Below are 17,302 nucleotides of genomic sequence, written 5' to 3'. Positions count from 1 at the left end.
GCTTGCGCCGCTTTTTGGCCACACCCCTCCATGAAACCATTTCTTTCATAGCTGATTGGCCACAGCGGGCAAAGGCGACGGGAAATTGCTCCCGAGACCGACGGGGAGATGGCTGGGAGAACAGGTTCCGCTGATGGACGCCAAGACCGACATCAAGAAGAGGTTGCCGAGCCGTCACGTGACGGAGGGGCCGGAGCGTGCCCCTCATCGGTCCTATCTCTACGCGATGGGGCTGACCACCCAGCAGATCCACCAGCCTTTCGTCGGCGTCGCGTCCTGCTGGAATGAAGCCGCACCCTGCAATATCTCGCTGATGCGCCAGGCGCAGGCGGTCAAGAAGGGCGTCGCGGCCGCCGGCGGCACCCCGCGCGAATTCTGCACCATCACCGTGACCGATGGCATCGCCATGGGCCACGACGGCATGCGCTCGTCCCTGCCGTCCAGGGAATGCATCGCCGACTCGGTCGAGCTGACCGTCCGCGGCCACGCCTATGACGCCCTCGTCGGGCTCGCCGGCTGCGACAAGTCGCTGCCGGGCATGATGATGGCGATGGTCAGGCTCAACGTGCCCTCGATCTTCATCTATGGCGGCTCGATTCTGCCGGGCAATTTCCGCGGCCAGCAAGTCACGGTGCAGGACATGTTCGAAGCGGTAGGCCGACACTCGGTCGGTGACATGTCGGATGCTGATCTCGACGAAATCGAGCGGGTGGCTTGCCCCTCGGCCGGGGCGTGCGGCGCGCAATTCACCGCCAACACCATGGCGACCGTGTCAGAGGCGATTGGCCTGGCGTTGCCCTATTCGGCCGGCGCGCCGGCGCCTTACGAGATTCGCGACGCGTTTTGCACCGCCGCCGGCGAGAAGATTCTGGAGCTGATCGCAGCCAACATCCGCCCGCGCGACATCGTCACCCGCCGCTCGCTGGAAAACGCCGCCGCCGTGGTTGCCGCCTCCGGCGGGTCGACCAATGCTGCGCTGCACCTGCCGGCGATCGCGCATGAGTGTGGGATAAAATTTGACTTATTCGACGTCGCCGAAATCTTCAAAAAGACTCCTTATGTCGCGGATTTGAAGCCAGGGGGCCGTTATGTTGCCAAAGACATGTTCGAGGTTGGCGGCATTCCGCTTCTGATGAAGACGCTGCTCGACAATGGCCACCTGCACGGAGATTGCATTACCGTCACGGGCCGTACGATCGCCGAAAACCTCAAGAGCGTGAAATGGAATCCGCACCAGGATGTGGTGCGGTCCGCCGACAACCCGATCACGGTCACGGGAGGCGTTGTCGGGTTGAAGGGTAATCTCGCGCCGGAGGGTGCGATCGTGAAGGTCGCGGGCATGTCGAAGTTGAAATTTGCTGGTCCTGCCCGTTGCTTCGATCGCGAGGAAGACGCCTTCGAGTCGGTCCAGAAGAAAACCTACAAGGAAGGCGAGGTCATCGTGATCCGCTACGAGGGTCCGCGCGGCGGTCCCGGCATGCGGGAGATGCTCTCTACGACCGCGGCGCTGACCGGGCAGGGGATGGGCGGCAAGGTCGCCCTGATCACCGACGGCCGGTTCTCTGGCGCCACCCGTGGCTTCTGCATCGGCCATGTCGGACCGGAGGCGGCCGTGGGCGGCCCGATCGCCCTGTTGCAGAATGGTGACATTATCGAGATCGACGCCGAGGCCGGAACTCTTAACGTAAAATTGACCGACGCCGAACTCGCCGAACGTAAAACCAAATGGCTGCCTCGACAGACTAACCATACGTCGGGTGCGCTGTGGAAATATGCCCAACAGGTTGGGCCGGCGGTGGATGGGGCTGTGACCCATCCTGGCGGTGCGCACGAGAAACAATGTTATGCGGACATCTAGGCGTATCATTCTTGCGTTGATGTTGGGGGCCGCGCCAGTGGCTGCTCCTGGATTCGCATTTGATGGCGCACCGGTGAAGCCGGACGCCGCGCTTCCCATAATGAACCAGCCCGCGGCTGCGCAGGCCGTCACGGCGCAGGCGCTGAAGAAGGCTCCGTCCGCGACAGCTACCGCCGCGGCGACTGCGGTTAACGCGCCTTCGCTGACTTCGCTGCAATACGCCGCCGAGGGTGGCCATCCCGTCGCGCAGTGGAAGCTCGGCCGGATGTATGCCGACGGCGATGGCGTGGTGCAGGACGACCTGCGCGCCTTCGAATATTTCAGCCGCATCGCCAACGCGCATGCCGAGGATAGCCCGTCGGCGCCGCAGGCTGCGATCGTGGCTAACGCCTTCGTGGCGCTGGGGCGCTACTATCTCAACGGCATCCCGAACTCCAAGATCAAGGCGGACACCGATCGCGCCCGGGAGATGTTCTCCTATGCCGCGTCCTATTTCGGCAATGCCGACGCGCAATACGATCTGGCGCGGCTTTACCTGAAGACCCCGGACGCCTCGCGCGACGATTTCCGCTATGGGGCGCGCTGGCTTGGTCTGGCCGCCCAGAAGGGCCAGCATCAGGCGCAGGCCATGCTCGGCCAGATGCTGTTCAACGGCGACCGGCTGCCGCGGCAAGCCGCCCGCGGATTGATGTGGCTGACGCTGGCGCGGGACAATGCCGCCCCCGACGAGACCTGGATCCGCGAAAGCTACAACCGCGCCTTCGCCAAGGCCTCCGACGATGACCGCGCCACGGCGTTGCAAATGCTCGAGCACTGGGTGCAGGGCAAGCGAGACTGACGCCGCGCTGTCGTAGGGTGGGCAAAGCCAACGGGGCGCGCGAATGCGCGCCCGATGACAGGCTCCGCGTGCCCACCACTTACGTCAACGGCTTCCGAGAGATGGTGGGCACGGCGCAAGAGCGCCTTTTCCTACCCTGCGATTCTGTCGCTCAAGCCTTCTCCAGATCGAAATCTGCCCAGACCGGCACGTGGTCGGACGGCTTCTCCCAGGCGCGGACGTAGCTGTCGACGCCGACGTCGGTCAGGCGGTCGCTGGCCTGCGGCGACAGCAGGAGGTGGTCGATTCGAAGGCCCCAGTTCTTCTGCCAGGCCCCCGCCTGGTAGTCCCAGAAGGTGTAGAGGCCCGGTTCGTCGGTCACCGCGCGCAGCGCATCGGTCAGGCCGAGGCCGAGCAGGGACTGGAAGGCCTCGCGGGTTTGCGGGCGGAACAGCGCGTCGTTACCCCAGGCGGCGGGGTTATAGACGTCGGCGGCAGCCGGAATGACGTTGAAGTCGCCTGCGAGCACCAGCGGCTCTTCAGCCTTAAGCCGCTCTTTCGAGTACTCAAGAAGCCGCGACATCCATTTGAGTTTATAGGGGTATTTGTCCGTATCCGGCGGGTTTCCGTTGGGCAGATAGAGGCAGGCTATCCGCATCACGCCGGTCTTCAGCGTCACCACGCCTTCGAGGAATCTGGCATGGGCGTCCTCGTCGTCGCCGGCCAGGCCCGATTTGGTCTCGTCGAACGGCAGTTTCGACAGCAGGGCGACACCGTTGAAGGTCTTCTGGCCGTGGGTGACGACGTTATAGCCAAGCGACTCGATCTCCAGCCGCGGGAACGCATCGTCAACGCACTTGGTTTCCTGCAGGCAGACGACGTCCGGCGAGCAGTCTTTCAGCCATGTCATGAGAGGCTCGAGCCGCTGCCGGATCGAATTGACGTTCCAGGTTGCAACACGCATGAATTCTGTCCGGATCGTAACTACACAATTTCTGCTGCAGTGGCATACCATGTGCAGCCGGGCTATGATAACCGTTTAAGAATAAGGCGCGAACATCGCCGTCAAGGGGCAGGAGTAAACCGTCCCGTCCGTTGTGGGACCGGCGAGCGTGAAAAATATGAAAAAGCGTACCTTGATACTTGTTACCGGCGCCATTGCCATTGCTACCGCGGCCGGCTTCATTACCCGCTCCTCATGGATGGGCGGCAGCAGCAGCGCTCAAGCCCCGCAGCGGCCGCGGACGGTTTCGGTCGAAATAGCGAAGGCGGAGCGCAAATCCGTCCCGGTCGATGTCGACGCCAATGGGACGGTGACGCCGATCTCCAGCGTCGCGCTGAAATCGCGGCTGGAAACCACCATCGTCGCGGTGCATTTCGAGGATGGCGCCAAGGTCAATCAGGGCGACTTGCTGTTCACGCTCGATAGCCGCCAGATCGACGCCCAGATCGAACAGGCCGAGGGTGTGCTCGCCAGGGACCAGGCGCAGCTCGAGGGCGCGCAGCGTGACCTCCGCCGCTTCAACGATCTGGTCGCCAAGGGCGCGACCACGCAGGTCAACGTCGACAACGCCAGGACACAGTCCGATATCCTGACCGGTACCATCAAGGCCAATCAGGCTGCGCTGGACAACCTGAAGGTCCAGAAAAGCTACACCATGATCCGCGCGCCTTTCTCGGGCCGGATCAGCGCGGCCAACGTGAAGGTCGGCAATTTCGTGCGTCCCGCCGATACCACCCCGCTTGCGGTCATCAACCAGATGGCGCCGGTCTATGTGACATTCGCGGTACCGCAGCGCGTGCTGGTCGATCTGCGGGAATCGATGGCGAAAGGGATCTCCACCGTCACCGCGATGATCCCGGGCCATCGGCGTTCAGAGACCGGCAAGGTCGCGATGGTCGAAAACACCGTGGACGCGACCACCGGTATGGTCACCGTGCGCGGCATTATGGCCAATGAGAATGAGACGTTGTGGCCGGGCACGCTGGTCGCCACCAAGCTCGTCATTCGCAGCGAAGACGCAATCGTGGTGCCGACGGTCGCCGTGCAGCGCAGCCAGAGCGGCAATTTCGTCTTTGTGGTCAAGGACGGGGTCGCCAAGGTCCAACCGGTCACGGTCGACCGGACGTCGCAGGGCTCGTCGGTGATTTCGGAGGGGCTCGCCGGCGACGAGAACGTGGTGGTCGACGGGCAATTATTGCTGTCTGACGGAACGCGGGTCGAGCCGCGGGCCAAAAAGGCCGGGGCGTAGCCGATGACCCTGTCCGAACTCTGCATCCGCCGGCCGGTCATGACGACGCTGATCACGGCGTCGATCATCGCGTTCGGGATCTTCGGCTTTCGCTTATTGCCGGTCTCGGCGCTGCCGCGGGTCGACTTCCCGACTATCGCCGTGACCGCAACCCTGCCGGGCGCGAGCGCGGACACCATGGCGTCCTCGGTTGCGGGCGTCATCGAGCGCCAGCTCTCGACGATCGCCGGCATCTCGTCGATGTCGTCGAACTCGTCGCAGGGCACCAGCACCATCACCATCCAGTTCGACCTCAACCGCAACATTGATGCCGCCGCGCTGGACGTACAGACCGCGCTGACGATCGCGCAGCGCCGGTTGCCGCGCGAGATGATCATTCCGCCGAGTTTCCGCAAAGTGAATCCGGCCGATTTCCCGGTGCTGTTCGTGGTGCTCGGCTCGTCGACGCTGCCGCTGTCGGCGGTCAACGAGTATGGCGAGATCACGATCGGCCAAACCCTGTCGCAGATTCCAGGCGTCGCCCAGGTCAGCGTCTACGGTGCCCAGAAATTCGCCATCCGCGTTCAGGCCGATCCGGAGGCCGCCGCGGCGCGCGGGCTGTCGCTCGAGGACATTCGCAATGCAGTTTCGGCCGCCAATTCCTCGACCCCGGTCGGTACGCTGAACGGACCGAAGCAGGACGTAGCCCTGCAGGCCTCGGGCCAGATGGATAAGGCGATGGACTATCGCCAGATCGTGGTGGCCTGGCGCAACGGCTCCCCGGTCAAGCTCGACGAGGTGGCGCGGATCTACGACAGCGTCGAGAACGAGCGGATCGCGAGCTGGCTGAACGGCGACCGTTCCATCGTGCTCGGCATCCAGAAGCAGCCGGACGCCAACACGGTGGCGGTGGTCGACTCCATCCTGGCCAAACTGCCGGTGCTGCGGGCGCAGATTCCGCCATCGGTCTCGATCAACGTGCTGATGGACCGTTCGATCTCGATCCGCCAGGCGGTGGCCGACGTCGAGGAAACGCTTTTGATCGCGATCGGGCTGGTGATCCTGGTGATCTTCCTGTTCCTGCGCTCGGCGTCCGCGACCTTCATTCCGGCGCTGGCGGTGCCGATTTCGCTGTTCGGCACCTGCGCGGTGATGTACGCGCTCGACTATTCCATCAACAACATGACGCTGCTGGCGATGACGCTGTCGGTCGGCTTCGTGGTCGACGACGCCATCGTCATGCTGGAAAACATCGTCCGCCACATCGAGCACGGCATGCGGCCGTTCGAGGCGGCGCTGAAGGGCGCCCGCGAGATCGGCTTTACCATCATTTCGATCACCTTTTCGCTGATCGCGGTGTTCATTCCGGTGCTCCTGATGGGCGGCATCGTCGGCCGCGTGTTCCGCGAATTTGCGGTGACGGTATCGGTCGCCATCCTGGTGTCCGGATTCGTGTCGCTGACGCTGACCCCGATGCTGTGCGCGCGCGTGCTGCGGGCGCATGACGCGACCAAGCGGCCGAACATCGTGCTTCGCATCTTCGAGAGGATGTTCGAATCCTGGCTGCGCGCCTATGAATGGACGCTCGACTGGGTGCTGGCCCGCAAATTCATGATGCTGATGGTGACGCTGGCGACGCTTGGCGGCACCGTCTACCTCTACATGATCGTGCCCAAGGGCTTCTTCCCGCAGGAGGACACCGGCTTCCTGATCGGCGTGACCGAAGCCGCCACCGATACTTCCTTCGATGCGATGAAGGAGCGGCAGCAGGCGCTGGTCGACGTGCTGAGATCCGATCCGGCGATCGACTACATCAACTCCACCGTCGGCTCGGGCGGCCCCAATCCGACGGCGAATTATGGACGCCTGTTCATCGCCCTGAAGCCGAAAAAGGAGCGCGACAACCTCAACACGATCATCGGGCGGCTGCGCGGCAAGGCGCGGCAGGTTCCGGGCATGCAGGCGTTCTTCCAGCCGATCCAGAACCTCAACATCGGCGGCCGGATCTCGAAGAGCCAGTATCAGTATGTGATGCAGAGCGGCGACACCGACTCGCTGTACCGGCTTGCGCCGGAAATGCGCGAGAAGATCGAGAAGCTGCCGGGCCTGCTCGACGTCACCACCGACCTCTACATCAAGAACCCGCAGATGACGGTCGATATCGACCGCGAGAAGGCCGCGGTCTACGGCGTCACCGTCGATCAGGTCCGCAACCAACTCTACAACGCCTATGGCTCGCGCCAGATCGGCACCATCTACATGCCGTCGAACGACTACCAGATCATCCTGGAGGTGCAGCCGCAGTTCCGGATCGATCCGTCCGATCTCTCCAAGCTCTACATGAAGACCCAGAACAACCAGACCATCCCGCTGTCGGCGGTGGCAAAACTGGTTCCGACCGTCGGTCCGCTGCAGATCAACCACCAGGCGCAGCAGCCGGCGGTGACGATCTCCTTCAACCTCGCGCCGGGCTATTCGCTGGGCTACGCGGTCGACGAGATTACCAAGCTGGAGCAGGCTTCGAATCTGCCGGCGACGATCGCCACCGGATTCTCCGGCACCGCGCAGGTGTTCCAGGATTCGCTGCGCGGGCAGGGCGTCCTGATCCTCGCCGCAGTGTTCGCCGCCTTCGTCATCCTCGGCATTCTCTACGAGAGCTTCATCCATCCGATCACCATCATCTCCGGCCTGCCGTCGGCCGGTATCGGCGCGATCCTGACCCTGATGATGTTCGGGATGGAAATGTCCGTGATTGCGATGATCGGCATCGTGATGCTGGTCGGCATCGTCAAGAAGAACGCCATCATGATGGTCGACTTCGCGCTGGAGCGTCGCCGCGTCGGCTTAAGCGCGGAACACGCGATCCGGGAAGCGGCGCTGTTGCGCTTCCGTCCGATCATGATGACGACGTTCGCCGCGATCTTCGGCACGCTGCCGATCGCGCTCGGCGCCGGTGCCGGCGCCGAACTGCGCCAGCCGCTCGGCGTCGCCGTGGTCGGCGGTCTCTGCCTGTCGCAACTGCTGACGCTGTACATCACGCCCGTGATCTACATTTATCTCGACCGCATCGACCGCCGCCTGCGGCGCAAGCTCGAACCGCAACTGCAGGAAGCGGGCGAGGCCGAGCGGCCGCACGTGGTCGCCGCCGAATGACCACGTTCGGGTGGGCATCGCGATTCATCGCCTTGCTGATCGCGTTCGCATGGGCGGCGGGCACGATCGATCGCGCCAACGCCGACGAGCCGATCGAAATCTTCGACGCCCATCTGCACTACAATTGGGAGCCAAAGCCTCATTTTGGCGTCGACGAGGTGCTGGCGCTGTTCAAAAAGCACCGCGTCACCGGCATCCTCGCAACCAGCCGTCCGAACACCGGCACGCATGCGCTCATGGATGCCAAGCCGCAGGGCCTTTGGATCGTGCCGTTCATCCGGCCCTATCGGGTGCGCGCCGACATCCAGACCTGGTTCGGCGACCCCTTCATCTTCGACCTCGTGCAGGACGAGTTCAAACGCGGCTATTACCGCGGCATCGGCGAGTTCCACATTTCGGGCAAGGCGGCCGATACCGAGTGGGTGAAGAAGACCGTCGATTTCGCGGTCGAGCACGACCTCTATCTGCATGCCCATGCCGATGACGTGGCCGTCGAAATCCTGATGCGCCACAATCCGCGCGCCCGCATCATCTGGGCCCATACCGGTTTCGGTCTCTCGACCGACCGCGTCGCGGAAATGCTCACAAAATATCCGAAGCTGTGGGGCGAATTGTCCTACCGCGGCGGCATCGTGAACGGCAGCGGCAAGCTGACGGCGGAATGGCGCGCGCTGTTCGAGCGCTTCCCGGACCGCTTTCTGCTCGGCTCCGACACCTGGATCAATCAGCGCTGGGAAAGCTACGGCGAGATCATCGCGGAGTACCGTGCCTGGCTCGGCCAGTTGCCGCCGAAGATCGCAGCGCAAATTGCCAATGGGAATGCGCGGGCGTTATTCGGCTCGGAGCGGTGAGGACGTTAAAGAGTTACGTCGCCTTGCCTGTCTGCATCCAGAATATCGAGCACCGGGCAATCGGGACTCGTTCCGTCACTGCATTGCGCAATTGTTTCCGCCAAAACGGACTCGAGCTTAACGAGGTCCGCAAGTTTGCTGCGAACGTTGTTCAGATGAGTGCTTGCGATCTTGTGTACGTCGGCACAGGAGGCCCGCGCTGGTCCGCCCAGGGCGAGCAAGGCCCGGATCTCCTCTAGCGTGAACCCGAGTTCGCGAGAACGACGGATGAAACCCAATGCCCGTTTTTCGGCTGGTCCGTAAACCCGCCGGCCGCTCGTCGTTCGGGGTGGTGTCGGCAGCATCTTGATCCGCTCGTAGTAGCGGATGGTCTCAATGTTCACGCCGCTAAGCCGGGACAGCTCGCCGATCGAAAGAGTTTCGGCTCGCGAAGTCGTGATGGTGCGCATGATATTGTCCTTGATCCTGTAGTGACTACAGGATGCACGCTTTAGCCCATGAAATTCAACGAAGTTGATCACTTTGACGATAGCCGACGGCGGCAAAGTCTGGTTGCCGCGGGCGGCCTGCTTGGGGCGCTGGCGGCGTCCTCCTGCTGTATCCTGCCGCTGGTCTTGTTCGGTCTTGGCGTCAGCGGTGCATGGATTGGAAATTTCACCCGGATCGCCCCCTATCAGCCTTTCTTCATCGCTGCGACGCTCATGCTCCTCGGATACGGCTATTGGCGGGTTTACCGATCTTCAACGCGCGCCTGCGCCGATTTGGAAGCGTGCGCGCGCCCGGTTTCGGATCGCATCGTCAAAACGACGCTTATCCTGGCGACGATCCTCGTCGCCGCCGCGATTGGCGTCGACCTCATCGCGCCACTGTTTCTCAATTCGTGACCGGAGAACTGCCATGCATAAGGTTTTCGCCCGCACAGCATTTGCAATCGGCATCATCGCTTCGCCAGCAGCATTGGCCGAAGACAGAACGATCACCCTGGCCGTGGTCAACATGGACTGCGCGTCATGCCCTTCCATCGTCAAGAGCAGCTTGCAGGCCGTTCCCGGCGTCGCCAAGGTTGCCGTGTCCTTCAGGGACAAGACGGCAACGATCGTCTATGACGATGCCAAAACCGATGTGAGCCGGTTGATGTCGGCGACGACCAACGCCGGCTATCCGTCGGCGCCGAAGAGCTGATGCCATGATGCTGGAATCGACGATCACATGTCCGCACTGCGCCGTTTCAAAAATGGAGACGATGCCCACCGATGCCTGTCAGTTTTTCTATGAATGCACGGGCTGCGGCACGAAGCTGAAGCCGAAAGCGGGCGATTGTTGCGTGTTCTGTTCCTACGGGTCGATACCGTGTCCACCTATTCAGGCCCAGCGAATCGGCGAGTCGGACGGCGCGGCGTGTTGCTCGTAGTTGCTTATAGCACATCAACGACTGACATCACGCGCGGCCCGCGCGGCGGCGGGCGCGCGATTTGACAGCTTTTCCTCAATCCGCAAACTGCCCCGCCGCCTTGATGATCGGCGCCCAGCGATCGACTTCGCTGATCAATTTCGCCTTCAAGGCGTCGGGCGTCGCTTCGCTTTGCGAGACAGGCTCCGTGTTGATGTCGTTGAAGCGCTTCACCAAATCCGGATCGCGCAATGCCTCTTGCAGCGTCTTGGAGAGTTTTTGAACGATCTCGTCGGGCGTACCCTTCGGCGCGTAGATGCCGTGCCATGCGCCGACTTCAAAGCCTTTCAGGCCCGCTTCGTCGGCGGCAGGCAGATCGGGCATGGACGCGAGCCGTGTCTTCGTCGTGATGGCGTAAGCCTTGACCATCTTCGACGCGATCGGGCTCGTGGTGTTGGTGGTCTGGTCGCAGGAGAGGTCGATCTGCTTGGCGATCAGATCGTTCATGACGGGCGCATTGCCCTTGTAGGGCACGGTCAGGATTTCCTTGCCGACCGCAGTCATGAACAGCATGCCGCAGAGGTGCGACGCGGCGCCGAGGCCGGCATTGCCGAACGTCATCTTGTCGCCGTTGGCCTTGATGTAGGTAACGAGTTCGGCGAGTGTGTTCGGCGGCAAATCGGGCCGCCCGATGATCGTCATCGGCGCATTGGTGACAAGGCCGATCGGCGCGAATGCCGTCTTGGTGTCGTAAGGCAGCTTGCGATAGAGCGTGGCGGCTGTGGAGATGCCGATATGGTGGATCAGGAGCGTGTAGCCGTCCGCCTCCGCGCGTGAGGCGCGCGTGGCCGCGATGGTGCCGCCGGCGCCGGTCGCGTTCTCGATGACGATGGTCTGGCCCAGGAGTTTTGACATCGATTGCGCCGTCACCCGCGCGACCGTGTCGGTGGCGCCGCCGGCGGCGAACGGGACCAGCAACGTAATAGGCCTGTTGGGATAGTTCTGCGCCAAAGCGGTCGAACTGAGCATCGTAAGCGCTGCGGCGATGACGGCTGTTTTCCTCATACGTGCCTCCCGGAGAATTTGTTTTGTTTGGCTTTGAACGCAGGCCTCTTGCCGCACGACCGGTTCGCCGTGCGGGCCTCACACATTGGAGCTATGGATCGCCTCCACAACGGCCGCGGTGACATCCTTGGTCGTCGCTGTGCCGCCGACATCGGGCGTCGTGATGCCGGCGCCCGTGACCTTTTCCACGGCACGCATCAGCCGCGCCGAGGCTTCAACCTCGCCGAGATGGTCGAGCATCTGCGATGCCGTCCAGAAACTCGCAACCGGGTTGGCAATGCCCTTTCCGGTGATGTCGAACGCCGAGCCGTGGATCGGTTCGAACATCGAGGGAAAGCGCCGCTCTGGATCGATGTTCGCCGTCGGCGCTACGCCGAGGCTGCCGGCGAGCGCACCGGCGAGATCGGACAGGATATCGGCGTGAAGGTTGGTCGCGACGATGGTGTCGAGGCTCTGCGGCTTCAGCGTCATCCGCACTGTCATCGCGTCGACCAGCATCTTGTCCCAGGTGACGTCAGGAAACTCTTTCGAGACCTGCTCGGCGATCTCGTCCCACATCACCATGCCATGCCGCTGCGCATTCGATTTTGTCACCACCGTGAGCAGTTTTCGCGGCCGCGATTGCGCCAGGCGGAACGCGTAGCGCATGATGCGCTGGACCCCGACGCGGGTGAAGACGGCGACTTCCGTGCCGACTTCTTCCGGCAGGCCGCGATGCACCCGTCCGCCGCAGCCGGCATATTCGCCTTCGGAGTTTTCACGCACGATCACCCAGTCTAGGTCGCCCACCTCGGCATGGCGAAGCGGCGAGGTGATGCCGGGCAGGATCCGGGTCGGCCGCACGTTGGCGTATTGGTCAAAGCCCTGGCAGATCGGCAGGCGCAGGCCCCACAGCGTGATGTGATCGGGCACGTCGGGCGCGCCGACCGCGCCGAAATAGATCGCGTCGAATTTCTTCAGCGTGGCGAGGCCGTCGGCCGGCATCATCACGCCGTGCTTGCGATAATAGGCCGAGCCCCAATCGAAGGTTTCGACGTTGAATTTCACGTCGCCGAGCCGCCTCGCGAGGTTTTCGAGCGCAGTGACGCCGGCGGCGATAACTTCCGGGCCGATGCCATCGGCCGGAATGGCGGCGATTGAATATTCACGCATCGAATTCTCCTTGGAAACGATCTCCGCTCGTAGACCAGTCATTGCGAGGAGCGAAGCGACGAAGCAATCCAATCGCTCCACGTGCGGCGCTATGGATTGCTTCGCTGCGCTCGCAATGACAGGGGCACCTGCGGGCCTTGCTCGGAGCATCCTGTGGCGGCCGCCGCCGATGGACAACCGGCTCGCGTTTATACAAAAAATTGATATAATCCTGGTGGGGAGGAGCGATGGACCTTCATCACTTGCGTTGCTTCGTGGCTGCCGCCGAGGAACTGCATTTTGGCCGGGCAGCGCAGCGGCTCGACATGCTGCCGTCGGCGCTCGGCCGTTTCATCCGCCTGCTTGAAGAGGATCTCGGCACGCGGCTGATGACGCGCACGACGCGAAGCGTCGCGCTGACAGATGATGGCGCCGAACTGCTCAAGGAGGCGCGGGCGCTGTTGACGCAGGCCGATGCGCTTGCAGGGCGGTTTCGCACCGGCGGCCGCAAGCGCGCCGCGATCATTCGCGTCGGCGCCATCGACAGCGCCGCCGCCGGGCTGTTGCCGCGGCTGTTGCACGATTTCCGCGGGCGGCGGCCTGACGTCACCGTGCAACTGGTCGAGGACAAGACCGTGCGCCTGCTGCCGCGGCTGTTGTCCGGCCGGCTCGATCTCGCCTTCGTGCGCCCGCCGGAGCGGCCCGACAAGCGTCTGGAGTTTCTGTTTCTGCTGCACGAGACGGCCGTCGTCGCGGTCGCCGATCGGCATCCGCTGTCACAGCGCAAGCGCGTGACCATCGCCGATCTCGAGCGCGAGCCGTTGATCGTGCCCGAACGACGCTCGCGTCCGCACAGCCACGACCTCACCATGAAACTGTTCGCCGAGGCGGGGTGTGAGGCGCGCGTGTCGCAAATCGCTGACGAGAAGCAGACCATCGTCAACCTGGTTTCCACCGGCCTTGGCGTCGCCATCGTCCCGCGCTGGACCTCGCGCATGGCGACGCGCGGCGTCCGCTTCATCCGCCTTGCCGCCTCCGACATGAACAAGCTGCCGCTAGCGGCTGCCTGGACGCGGGGCACGCGCGATCCGGTCAGGGATGACGTTCTCGAAATGCTGAAAGCCGATTTGCCGCGCTACGCGCGCGAGGCGTAGAGCGCTTGTTTGCGACGATCTACACCGTCGTCCCGGACAAGCGAGCGTAGCGAGCGCGATCCGGGACCCATACGCCGCGGCGGATATTATCCGGGGAGGGTGGTCGCCGGCTGTGCTTCAACAATTGGCGACGGTGGTTATGGGTCCCTGCGTTCGCAGGGACGACAAGTGGAGACGCCTTCGCGTCCCTTCTCAAACCGAAAAGCTCGTCCCGCAGCCGCACGACGCCGTGGCATTCGGATTGACCACGCGGAACGACGCGCCGATCAGGTCGTCGACGAAATCGACTTCGGATCCGGCGAGGAACGGCACCGAGGCTGGATCGACCAGCACCACCGCGCCCTCACGCGCGATCACGAGGTCGTCCTCGGCCTTGGCGCGGTCGACGTCGAACTTGTACTGGAAGCCAGAGCAGCCGCCGCCCTCGACGGAGATGCGCAGCATGGCGCCGTCGCCTTCATTCCTGAGGATTTCCCCGATGCGGCGGGCGGCCCGCTCGCTGACGGTGATGGCAGTGGTCATTGCATGGTCTCCGGCCCCGTCATACCCAATTCATTTGGTATGGCGCGTTAGACATAGTTAAGTGCGCAATCTCGCGGAATCAAATGGATAAGGACTAAAAAACCGTGTCGGTCGGAATGGCTGCCCCCCGCGCGCTTTATGGCTGCGACCCTGACCGGAGCCGCGGCCGGCTGTTTCCGGAGCCGCCGAGCCGGACCCGCAGCCCGTTCCGGCGCGATTGCGACCGGGTGATCCATTCCACCGCGTTCCGCCGGCTGAAGCACAAGACACAAGTTTTCGTGTTCCACGAGGGCGACCACTACCGCACCCGGCTGACCCATTCGCTGGAAGTGGCGCAGATCGCCCGCGCGCTGGCCCGCCAGCTCGGCCTCGACGAGGATCTTACCGAAACGCTGGCGCTGGCCCATGACCTCGGCCATCCCCCGTTCGGCCATGCTGGCGAGCGGGCGCTCGACAAATGCCTCAGGGATCACGGCGGCTTCGACCACAACGCGCAGGCGCTGCGGGTCGTGACCTCGCTGGAGTATCGCTATCCTGAGTTCGACGGGCTGAACCTGACCTGGGAATCGCTGGAGGGCATCGTCAAGCACAACGGCCCGCTGACCGAGCGAGACGGGGCCCCGGCCGGGCCTTACCGCGACCGCGGCATCCCGATCGGCATTTCCGACTTCGATCAAAAATTCGATCTCGAGCTGTGGAGCTACGCCTCGCTGGAGGCGCAGGCCGCAGCGTTTGCCGACGACATCGCCTATGATGCCCACGATATCGACGACGGCCTACGCGCCGGACTGTTTGCTGTCGACGATCTCAAGGTGATGCCGCTGACTGAGGCGATCATCGCCGAAATCGACCGGCATTATCCCAACCTTGACGACGCCAGGCGCGGCGCGGAACTGGTACGCGAGCTAATTTCCTACATGATCATGGCGGTCATGTCGGAGGCGGGCAGGCGCTTGGCAGAAGCGAAACCGCAATCGGCTCATGACGTCCGCCACCATCACCAGCCGCTGATCGCCTTTCCGCCTGACGTCGCCGAGGAGGAGGCCGCCATCAAGGCGTTCCTGAAGCAGCGCATGTACCGCCACAATCGGGTGATGCGGGTGATGGGCGAGGCGGAAGGCATCCTGTTCGACCTGTTCGCGCGCTACCAGAATTCGCCGGGGGACCTGCCGGCCGAATGGGTGGAGGGTACCGAGCGCGTCACGGATGGCGAGCGGGCGCGCCGGATTGGCAATTTCATCGCCGGGATGACCGACCGCTACGCCCTGATGGAGCACCAGCGGCTTTTTGACTCGACCCCGGATTTGCGTTAGGCGGCGGCCATGTCCGATCAGCCAGCCACACAGCATCTGTTCGCCGACGCGCTGGCGCGCGTGCAGGCGATCTGCGCCGCGCTCGCAGCCGAGGGCCAATGGCCCGCCGGCATCGATTTCTCCCGCGTCGTGGTCGAACCGCCGCGCGACGCGAGCCATGGCGACATGGCGACCAACGCCGCGATGGTGCTGGCCAAGGACGCCAAGGCAAAGCCGCGCGAACTCGCCGACAAGATCGCGGAAAAATTGCGCGCCGACGATCTGGTTGCCGCCGTCGAGGTCGCGGGGCCCGGCTTCATCAATCTCACCTTGAAGCCCCAGGTCTGGGCCGACGAATTGCGCACCATGCTGCGCGAAGGCGCGGCCTATGGCAAAAGCGCAGTCGGCGCCGGCGCCAAGGTCAACGTCGAATATGTCTCGGCCAACCCGACCGGGCCGATGCATGTCGGCCATTGCCGCGGCGCGGTGTTCGGCGACGCGCTGTGCGGCCTGCTGGATTTTGCAGGCTACGACGTCACCCGCGAATATTACATCAATGACGCCGGCGCGCAGGTCGACGTGCTCGCGCGCTCGGCCTACCTGCGCTATCTGGAAGCGCTCGGCGAAGTCATCGGCGAGATCCCGGAAGGGCTTTACCCCGGCGACTATCTCGTGCCGGTCGGGCAGGCGCTTGCGGCCGAGCACGGAGACAGGCTGAAGGCGATGGCTGAAGCTGCCTGGCTGCCGATCGTGCGCGCCAAGGCGATCGCCATGATGATGGATATGATCGAGGGCGATCTCGCCGCGCTCAATATCAGGCACGAGGTGTTTTTCTCGGAGCGGTCGCTGATCGAGACCGGCAACAACAAGGTTACCGAGACCATCGATTTCCTGCGCGCCAAGGGCGATATCTACGAGGGCCGCCTGCCGCCGCCGAAGGGCAAGCCGGTCGAGGATTACGAGGACCGGATCCAGACGCTGTTCCGCGCCACCGCCTACGGCGACGATGTCGATCGTCCGCTGATCAAGTCGGATGGTTCCTACACGTACTTCGCGTCCGACATCGCCTATCACAAGAACAAGGTCGATCGCGGCTTCCTCGATATGATCGACGTGTTCGGCGCCGACCATGGCGGTTACATCAAGCGCATGCAGGCGGCGGTGAAGGGCGTCAGCGGCGGCAAGGCGGCGCTCGACGTCAAGGTGGTGCAGCTCGTTCGCCTGCTGCGCGCCGGCGAGCCGGTGCGGATGTCGAAGCGCTCCGGCGATTTCGTCACGCTGCGCGAAGTGGTCGATGAGGTCGGGTCCGATGCGGTGCGGTTCATGATGCTGTTCCGCAAGAACGATGCCGTGCTCGATTTCGACCTCGCCAAGGTGCTCGAGCAATCGAAGGACAATCCGGTCTTCTACGTCCAGTACGGGCATGCCCGCGGCCACTCAATTTTCAAGAATGCCCGCGAGGTAGTTCCGGACCTGCCCGAGGATGACGCGGCCCGGACGGCCTATTTGGGGGATTCCCCGGTGGAGCGGCTGACGGATCCGGCCGAACTGGACCTTTTGAAGCGGCTGGCGCTCTATCCCCGGATAATCGAGGCGGCGGCGGTCGCACATGAACCGCACCGAATCGCTTTTTATCTATATGATTTAGCCAGTGAATTTCACGCGTTGTGGACGAAGGGGCGGGATTTGCCCTATTTACGCTTCATTATAACTAATGATGCAGAGATCACGAGGGCGCGACTGGCTATGGTCCAGGGCGTCGTCTCGGTTCTGGCATCGGGCTTAGCCGTTCTCGGCGTCCACGCTCCGACCGAGATGCGGTAGGCAGGGGCGAAGGC

At 63.4% G+C, this 17,302-nt stretch carries 16 protein-coding genes; 11 read left to right on the top strand and 5 right to left on the bottom strand.

Features of this window, described 5'->3' with window-relative positions; genetic code table 11:
* Nucleotides 1–133 precede the first annotated feature (133 nt).
* On the top strand, nt 134–1,858 hold the full coding sequence (gene ilvD / locus V1290_RS02630) for a dihydroxy-acid dehydratase (protein WP_334362863.1): 1,725 nt from the start codon (nt 134–136) through the stop codon (nt 1,856–1,858).
* A complete protein-coding gene (locus V1290_RS02625; RefSeq protein WP_334362862.1) occupies nt 1,845–2,696 on the top strand; it encodes a tetratricopeptide repeat protein in 852 nt (283 codons plus the stop codon). Before ilvD ends, V1290_RS02625 begins: the two co-directional genes overlap by 14 nt.
* A 151-nt stretch (nt 2,697–2,847) precedes the next feature.
* Here V1290_RS02625 and xth read toward each other — a convergent pair whose 3' ends face one another.
* The gene (xth, locus tag V1290_RS02620; protein ID WP_334362861.1) at nt 2,848–3,639 is read right to left on the bottom strand and encodes an exodeoxyribonuclease III; all 792 of its coding nucleotides are present in this window, start codon (nt 3,637–3,639) and stop codon (nt 2,848–2,850) included.
* 157 nt (nt 3,640–3,796) lie between these two features.
* On the opposite strand from xth, the gene V1290_RS02615 reads away from it, so the two are divergent.
* From V1290_RS02615 to V1290_RS02605, 3 genes are read left to right on the top strand one after another with little or no spacing between them, the layout of a single operon-like run.
* Nucleotides 3,797–4,927, top strand: a complete 1,131-nt coding sequence (locus tag V1290_RS02615; protein ID WP_334362860.1) for an efflux RND transporter periplasmic adaptor subunit — start codon at nt 3,797–3,799, stop codon at nt 4,925–4,927.
* 3 nt (nt 4,928–4,930) lie between these two features.
* A complete protein-coding gene (locus V1290_RS02610; protein WP_334362859.1) occupies nt 4,931–8,059 on the top strand; it encodes an efflux RND transporter permease subunit in 3,129 nt (1,042 codons plus the stop codon).
* Nucleotides 8,056–8,910, top strand: coding sequence for an amidohydrolase family protein (locus V1290_RS02605; protein ID WP_334362858.1), 855 nt, complete (start codon nt 8,056–8,058; stop codon nt 8,908–8,910). The genes V1290_RS02610 and V1290_RS02605 overlap by 4 nt, the downstream gene beginning before the upstream one ends.
* A 5-nt stretch (nt 8,911–8,915) precedes the next feature.
* Here the strand turns inward: V1290_RS02605 and V1290_RS02600 are convergent, their stop codons facing one another.
* Complete coding sequence (locus tag V1290_RS02600; protein ID WP_334362857.1) at nt 8,916–9,359, bottom strand: MerR family transcriptional regulator; 444 nt, start codon at nt 9,357–9,359, stop codon at nt 8,916–8,918.
* Nucleotides 9,360–9,407: 48 nt separating this feature from the next.
* Here V1290_RS02600 and V1290_RS02595 point away from each other — a divergent pair, with 48 nt between their 5' ends.
* The 3 genes from V1290_RS02595 to V1290_RS02585 are packed head-to-tail and all read left to right on the top strand — an operon-like array spanning nt 9,408 to nt 10,321.
* The gene (locus V1290_RS02595) at nt 9,408–9,794 is read left to right on the top strand and encodes a mercuric transporter MerT family protein (RefSeq protein WP_334362856.1); all 387 of its coding nucleotides are present in this window, start codon (nt 9,408–9,410) and stop codon (nt 9,792–9,794) included.
* Between the two features lie 13 nt (nt 9,795–9,807).
* On the top strand, nt 9,808–10,092 hold the full coding sequence (locus V1290_RS02590) for a cation transporter (protein ID WP_334362855.1): 285 nt from the start codon (nt 9,808–9,810) through the stop codon (nt 10,090–10,092).
* A 4-nt stretch (nt 10,093–10,096) separates the two neighbouring features.
* On the top strand, nt 10,097–10,321 hold the full coding sequence (locus V1290_RS02585) for a GDCCVxC domain-containing (seleno)protein (RefSeq protein WP_334362854.1): 225 nt from the start codon (nt 10,097–10,099) through the stop codon (nt 10,319–10,321).
* A 75-nt stretch (nt 10,322–10,396) separates the two neighbouring features.
* Here V1290_RS02585 and V1290_RS02580 read toward each other — a convergent pair whose 3' ends face one another.
* Nucleotides 10,397–11,365, bottom strand: a complete 969-nt coding sequence (locus V1290_RS02580) for a tripartite tricarboxylate transporter substrate binding protein BugD (protein ID WP_334362853.1) — start codon at nt 11,363–11,365, stop codon at nt 10,397–10,399.
* Between the two features lie 78 nt (nt 11,366–11,443).
* On the bottom strand, nt 11,444–12,517 hold the full coding sequence (locus V1290_RS02575) for a tartrate dehydrogenase (protein ID WP_334362852.1): 1,074 nt from the start codon (nt 12,515–12,517) through the stop codon (nt 11,444–11,446).
* Between the two features lie 227 nt (nt 12,518–12,744).
* Here V1290_RS02575 and V1290_RS02570 point away from each other — a divergent pair, with 227 nt between their 5' ends.
* Nucleotides 12,745–13,650, top strand: coding sequence for a LysR family transcriptional regulator (locus V1290_RS02570; RefSeq protein WP_334362851.1), 906 nt, complete (start codon nt 12,745–12,747; stop codon nt 13,648–13,650).
* A 192-nt stretch (nt 13,651–13,842) separates the two neighbouring features.
* On the opposite strand, the gene erpA is transcribed toward V1290_RS02570, so the two are convergent.
* Nucleotides 13,843–14,172, bottom strand: a complete 330-nt coding sequence (gene erpA / locus V1290_RS02565; RefSeq protein ID WP_028345909.1) for an iron-sulfur cluster insertion protein ErpA — start codon at nt 14,170–14,172, stop codon at nt 13,843–13,845.
* 104 nt (nt 14,173–14,276) lie between these two features.
* On the opposite strand from erpA, the gene V1290_RS02560 reads away from it, so the two are divergent.
* Together V1290_RS02560 and argS are read left to right on the top strand one after the other, a co-directional pair.
* On the top strand, nt 14,277–15,485 hold the full coding sequence (locus V1290_RS02560; protein ID WP_334362850.1) for a deoxyguanosinetriphosphate triphosphohydrolase: 1,209 nt from the start codon (nt 14,277–14,279) through the stop codon (nt 15,483–15,485).
* Between the two features lie 9 nt (nt 15,486–15,494).
* On the top strand, nt 15,495–17,288 hold the full coding sequence (argS, locus tag V1290_RS02555) for an arginine--tRNA ligase (protein ID WP_334362849.1): 1,794 nt from the start codon (nt 15,495–15,497) through the stop codon (nt 17,286–17,288).
* Nucleotides 17,289–17,302: the final 14 nt, after the last annotated feature.

Origin of the sequence: Bradyrhizobium sp. AZCC 1578, from assembly GCF_036924675.1 — a bacterium.
In the GTDB taxonomy this organism is placed as follows: Bacteria; Pseudomonadota; Alphaproteobacteria; order Rhizobiales; family Xanthobacteraceae; genus Bradyrhizobium.
The sequence above is the reverse complement of the archived record's forward strand: the minus strand, read 5'-3'. Positions and strand labels throughout refer to the sequence as shown.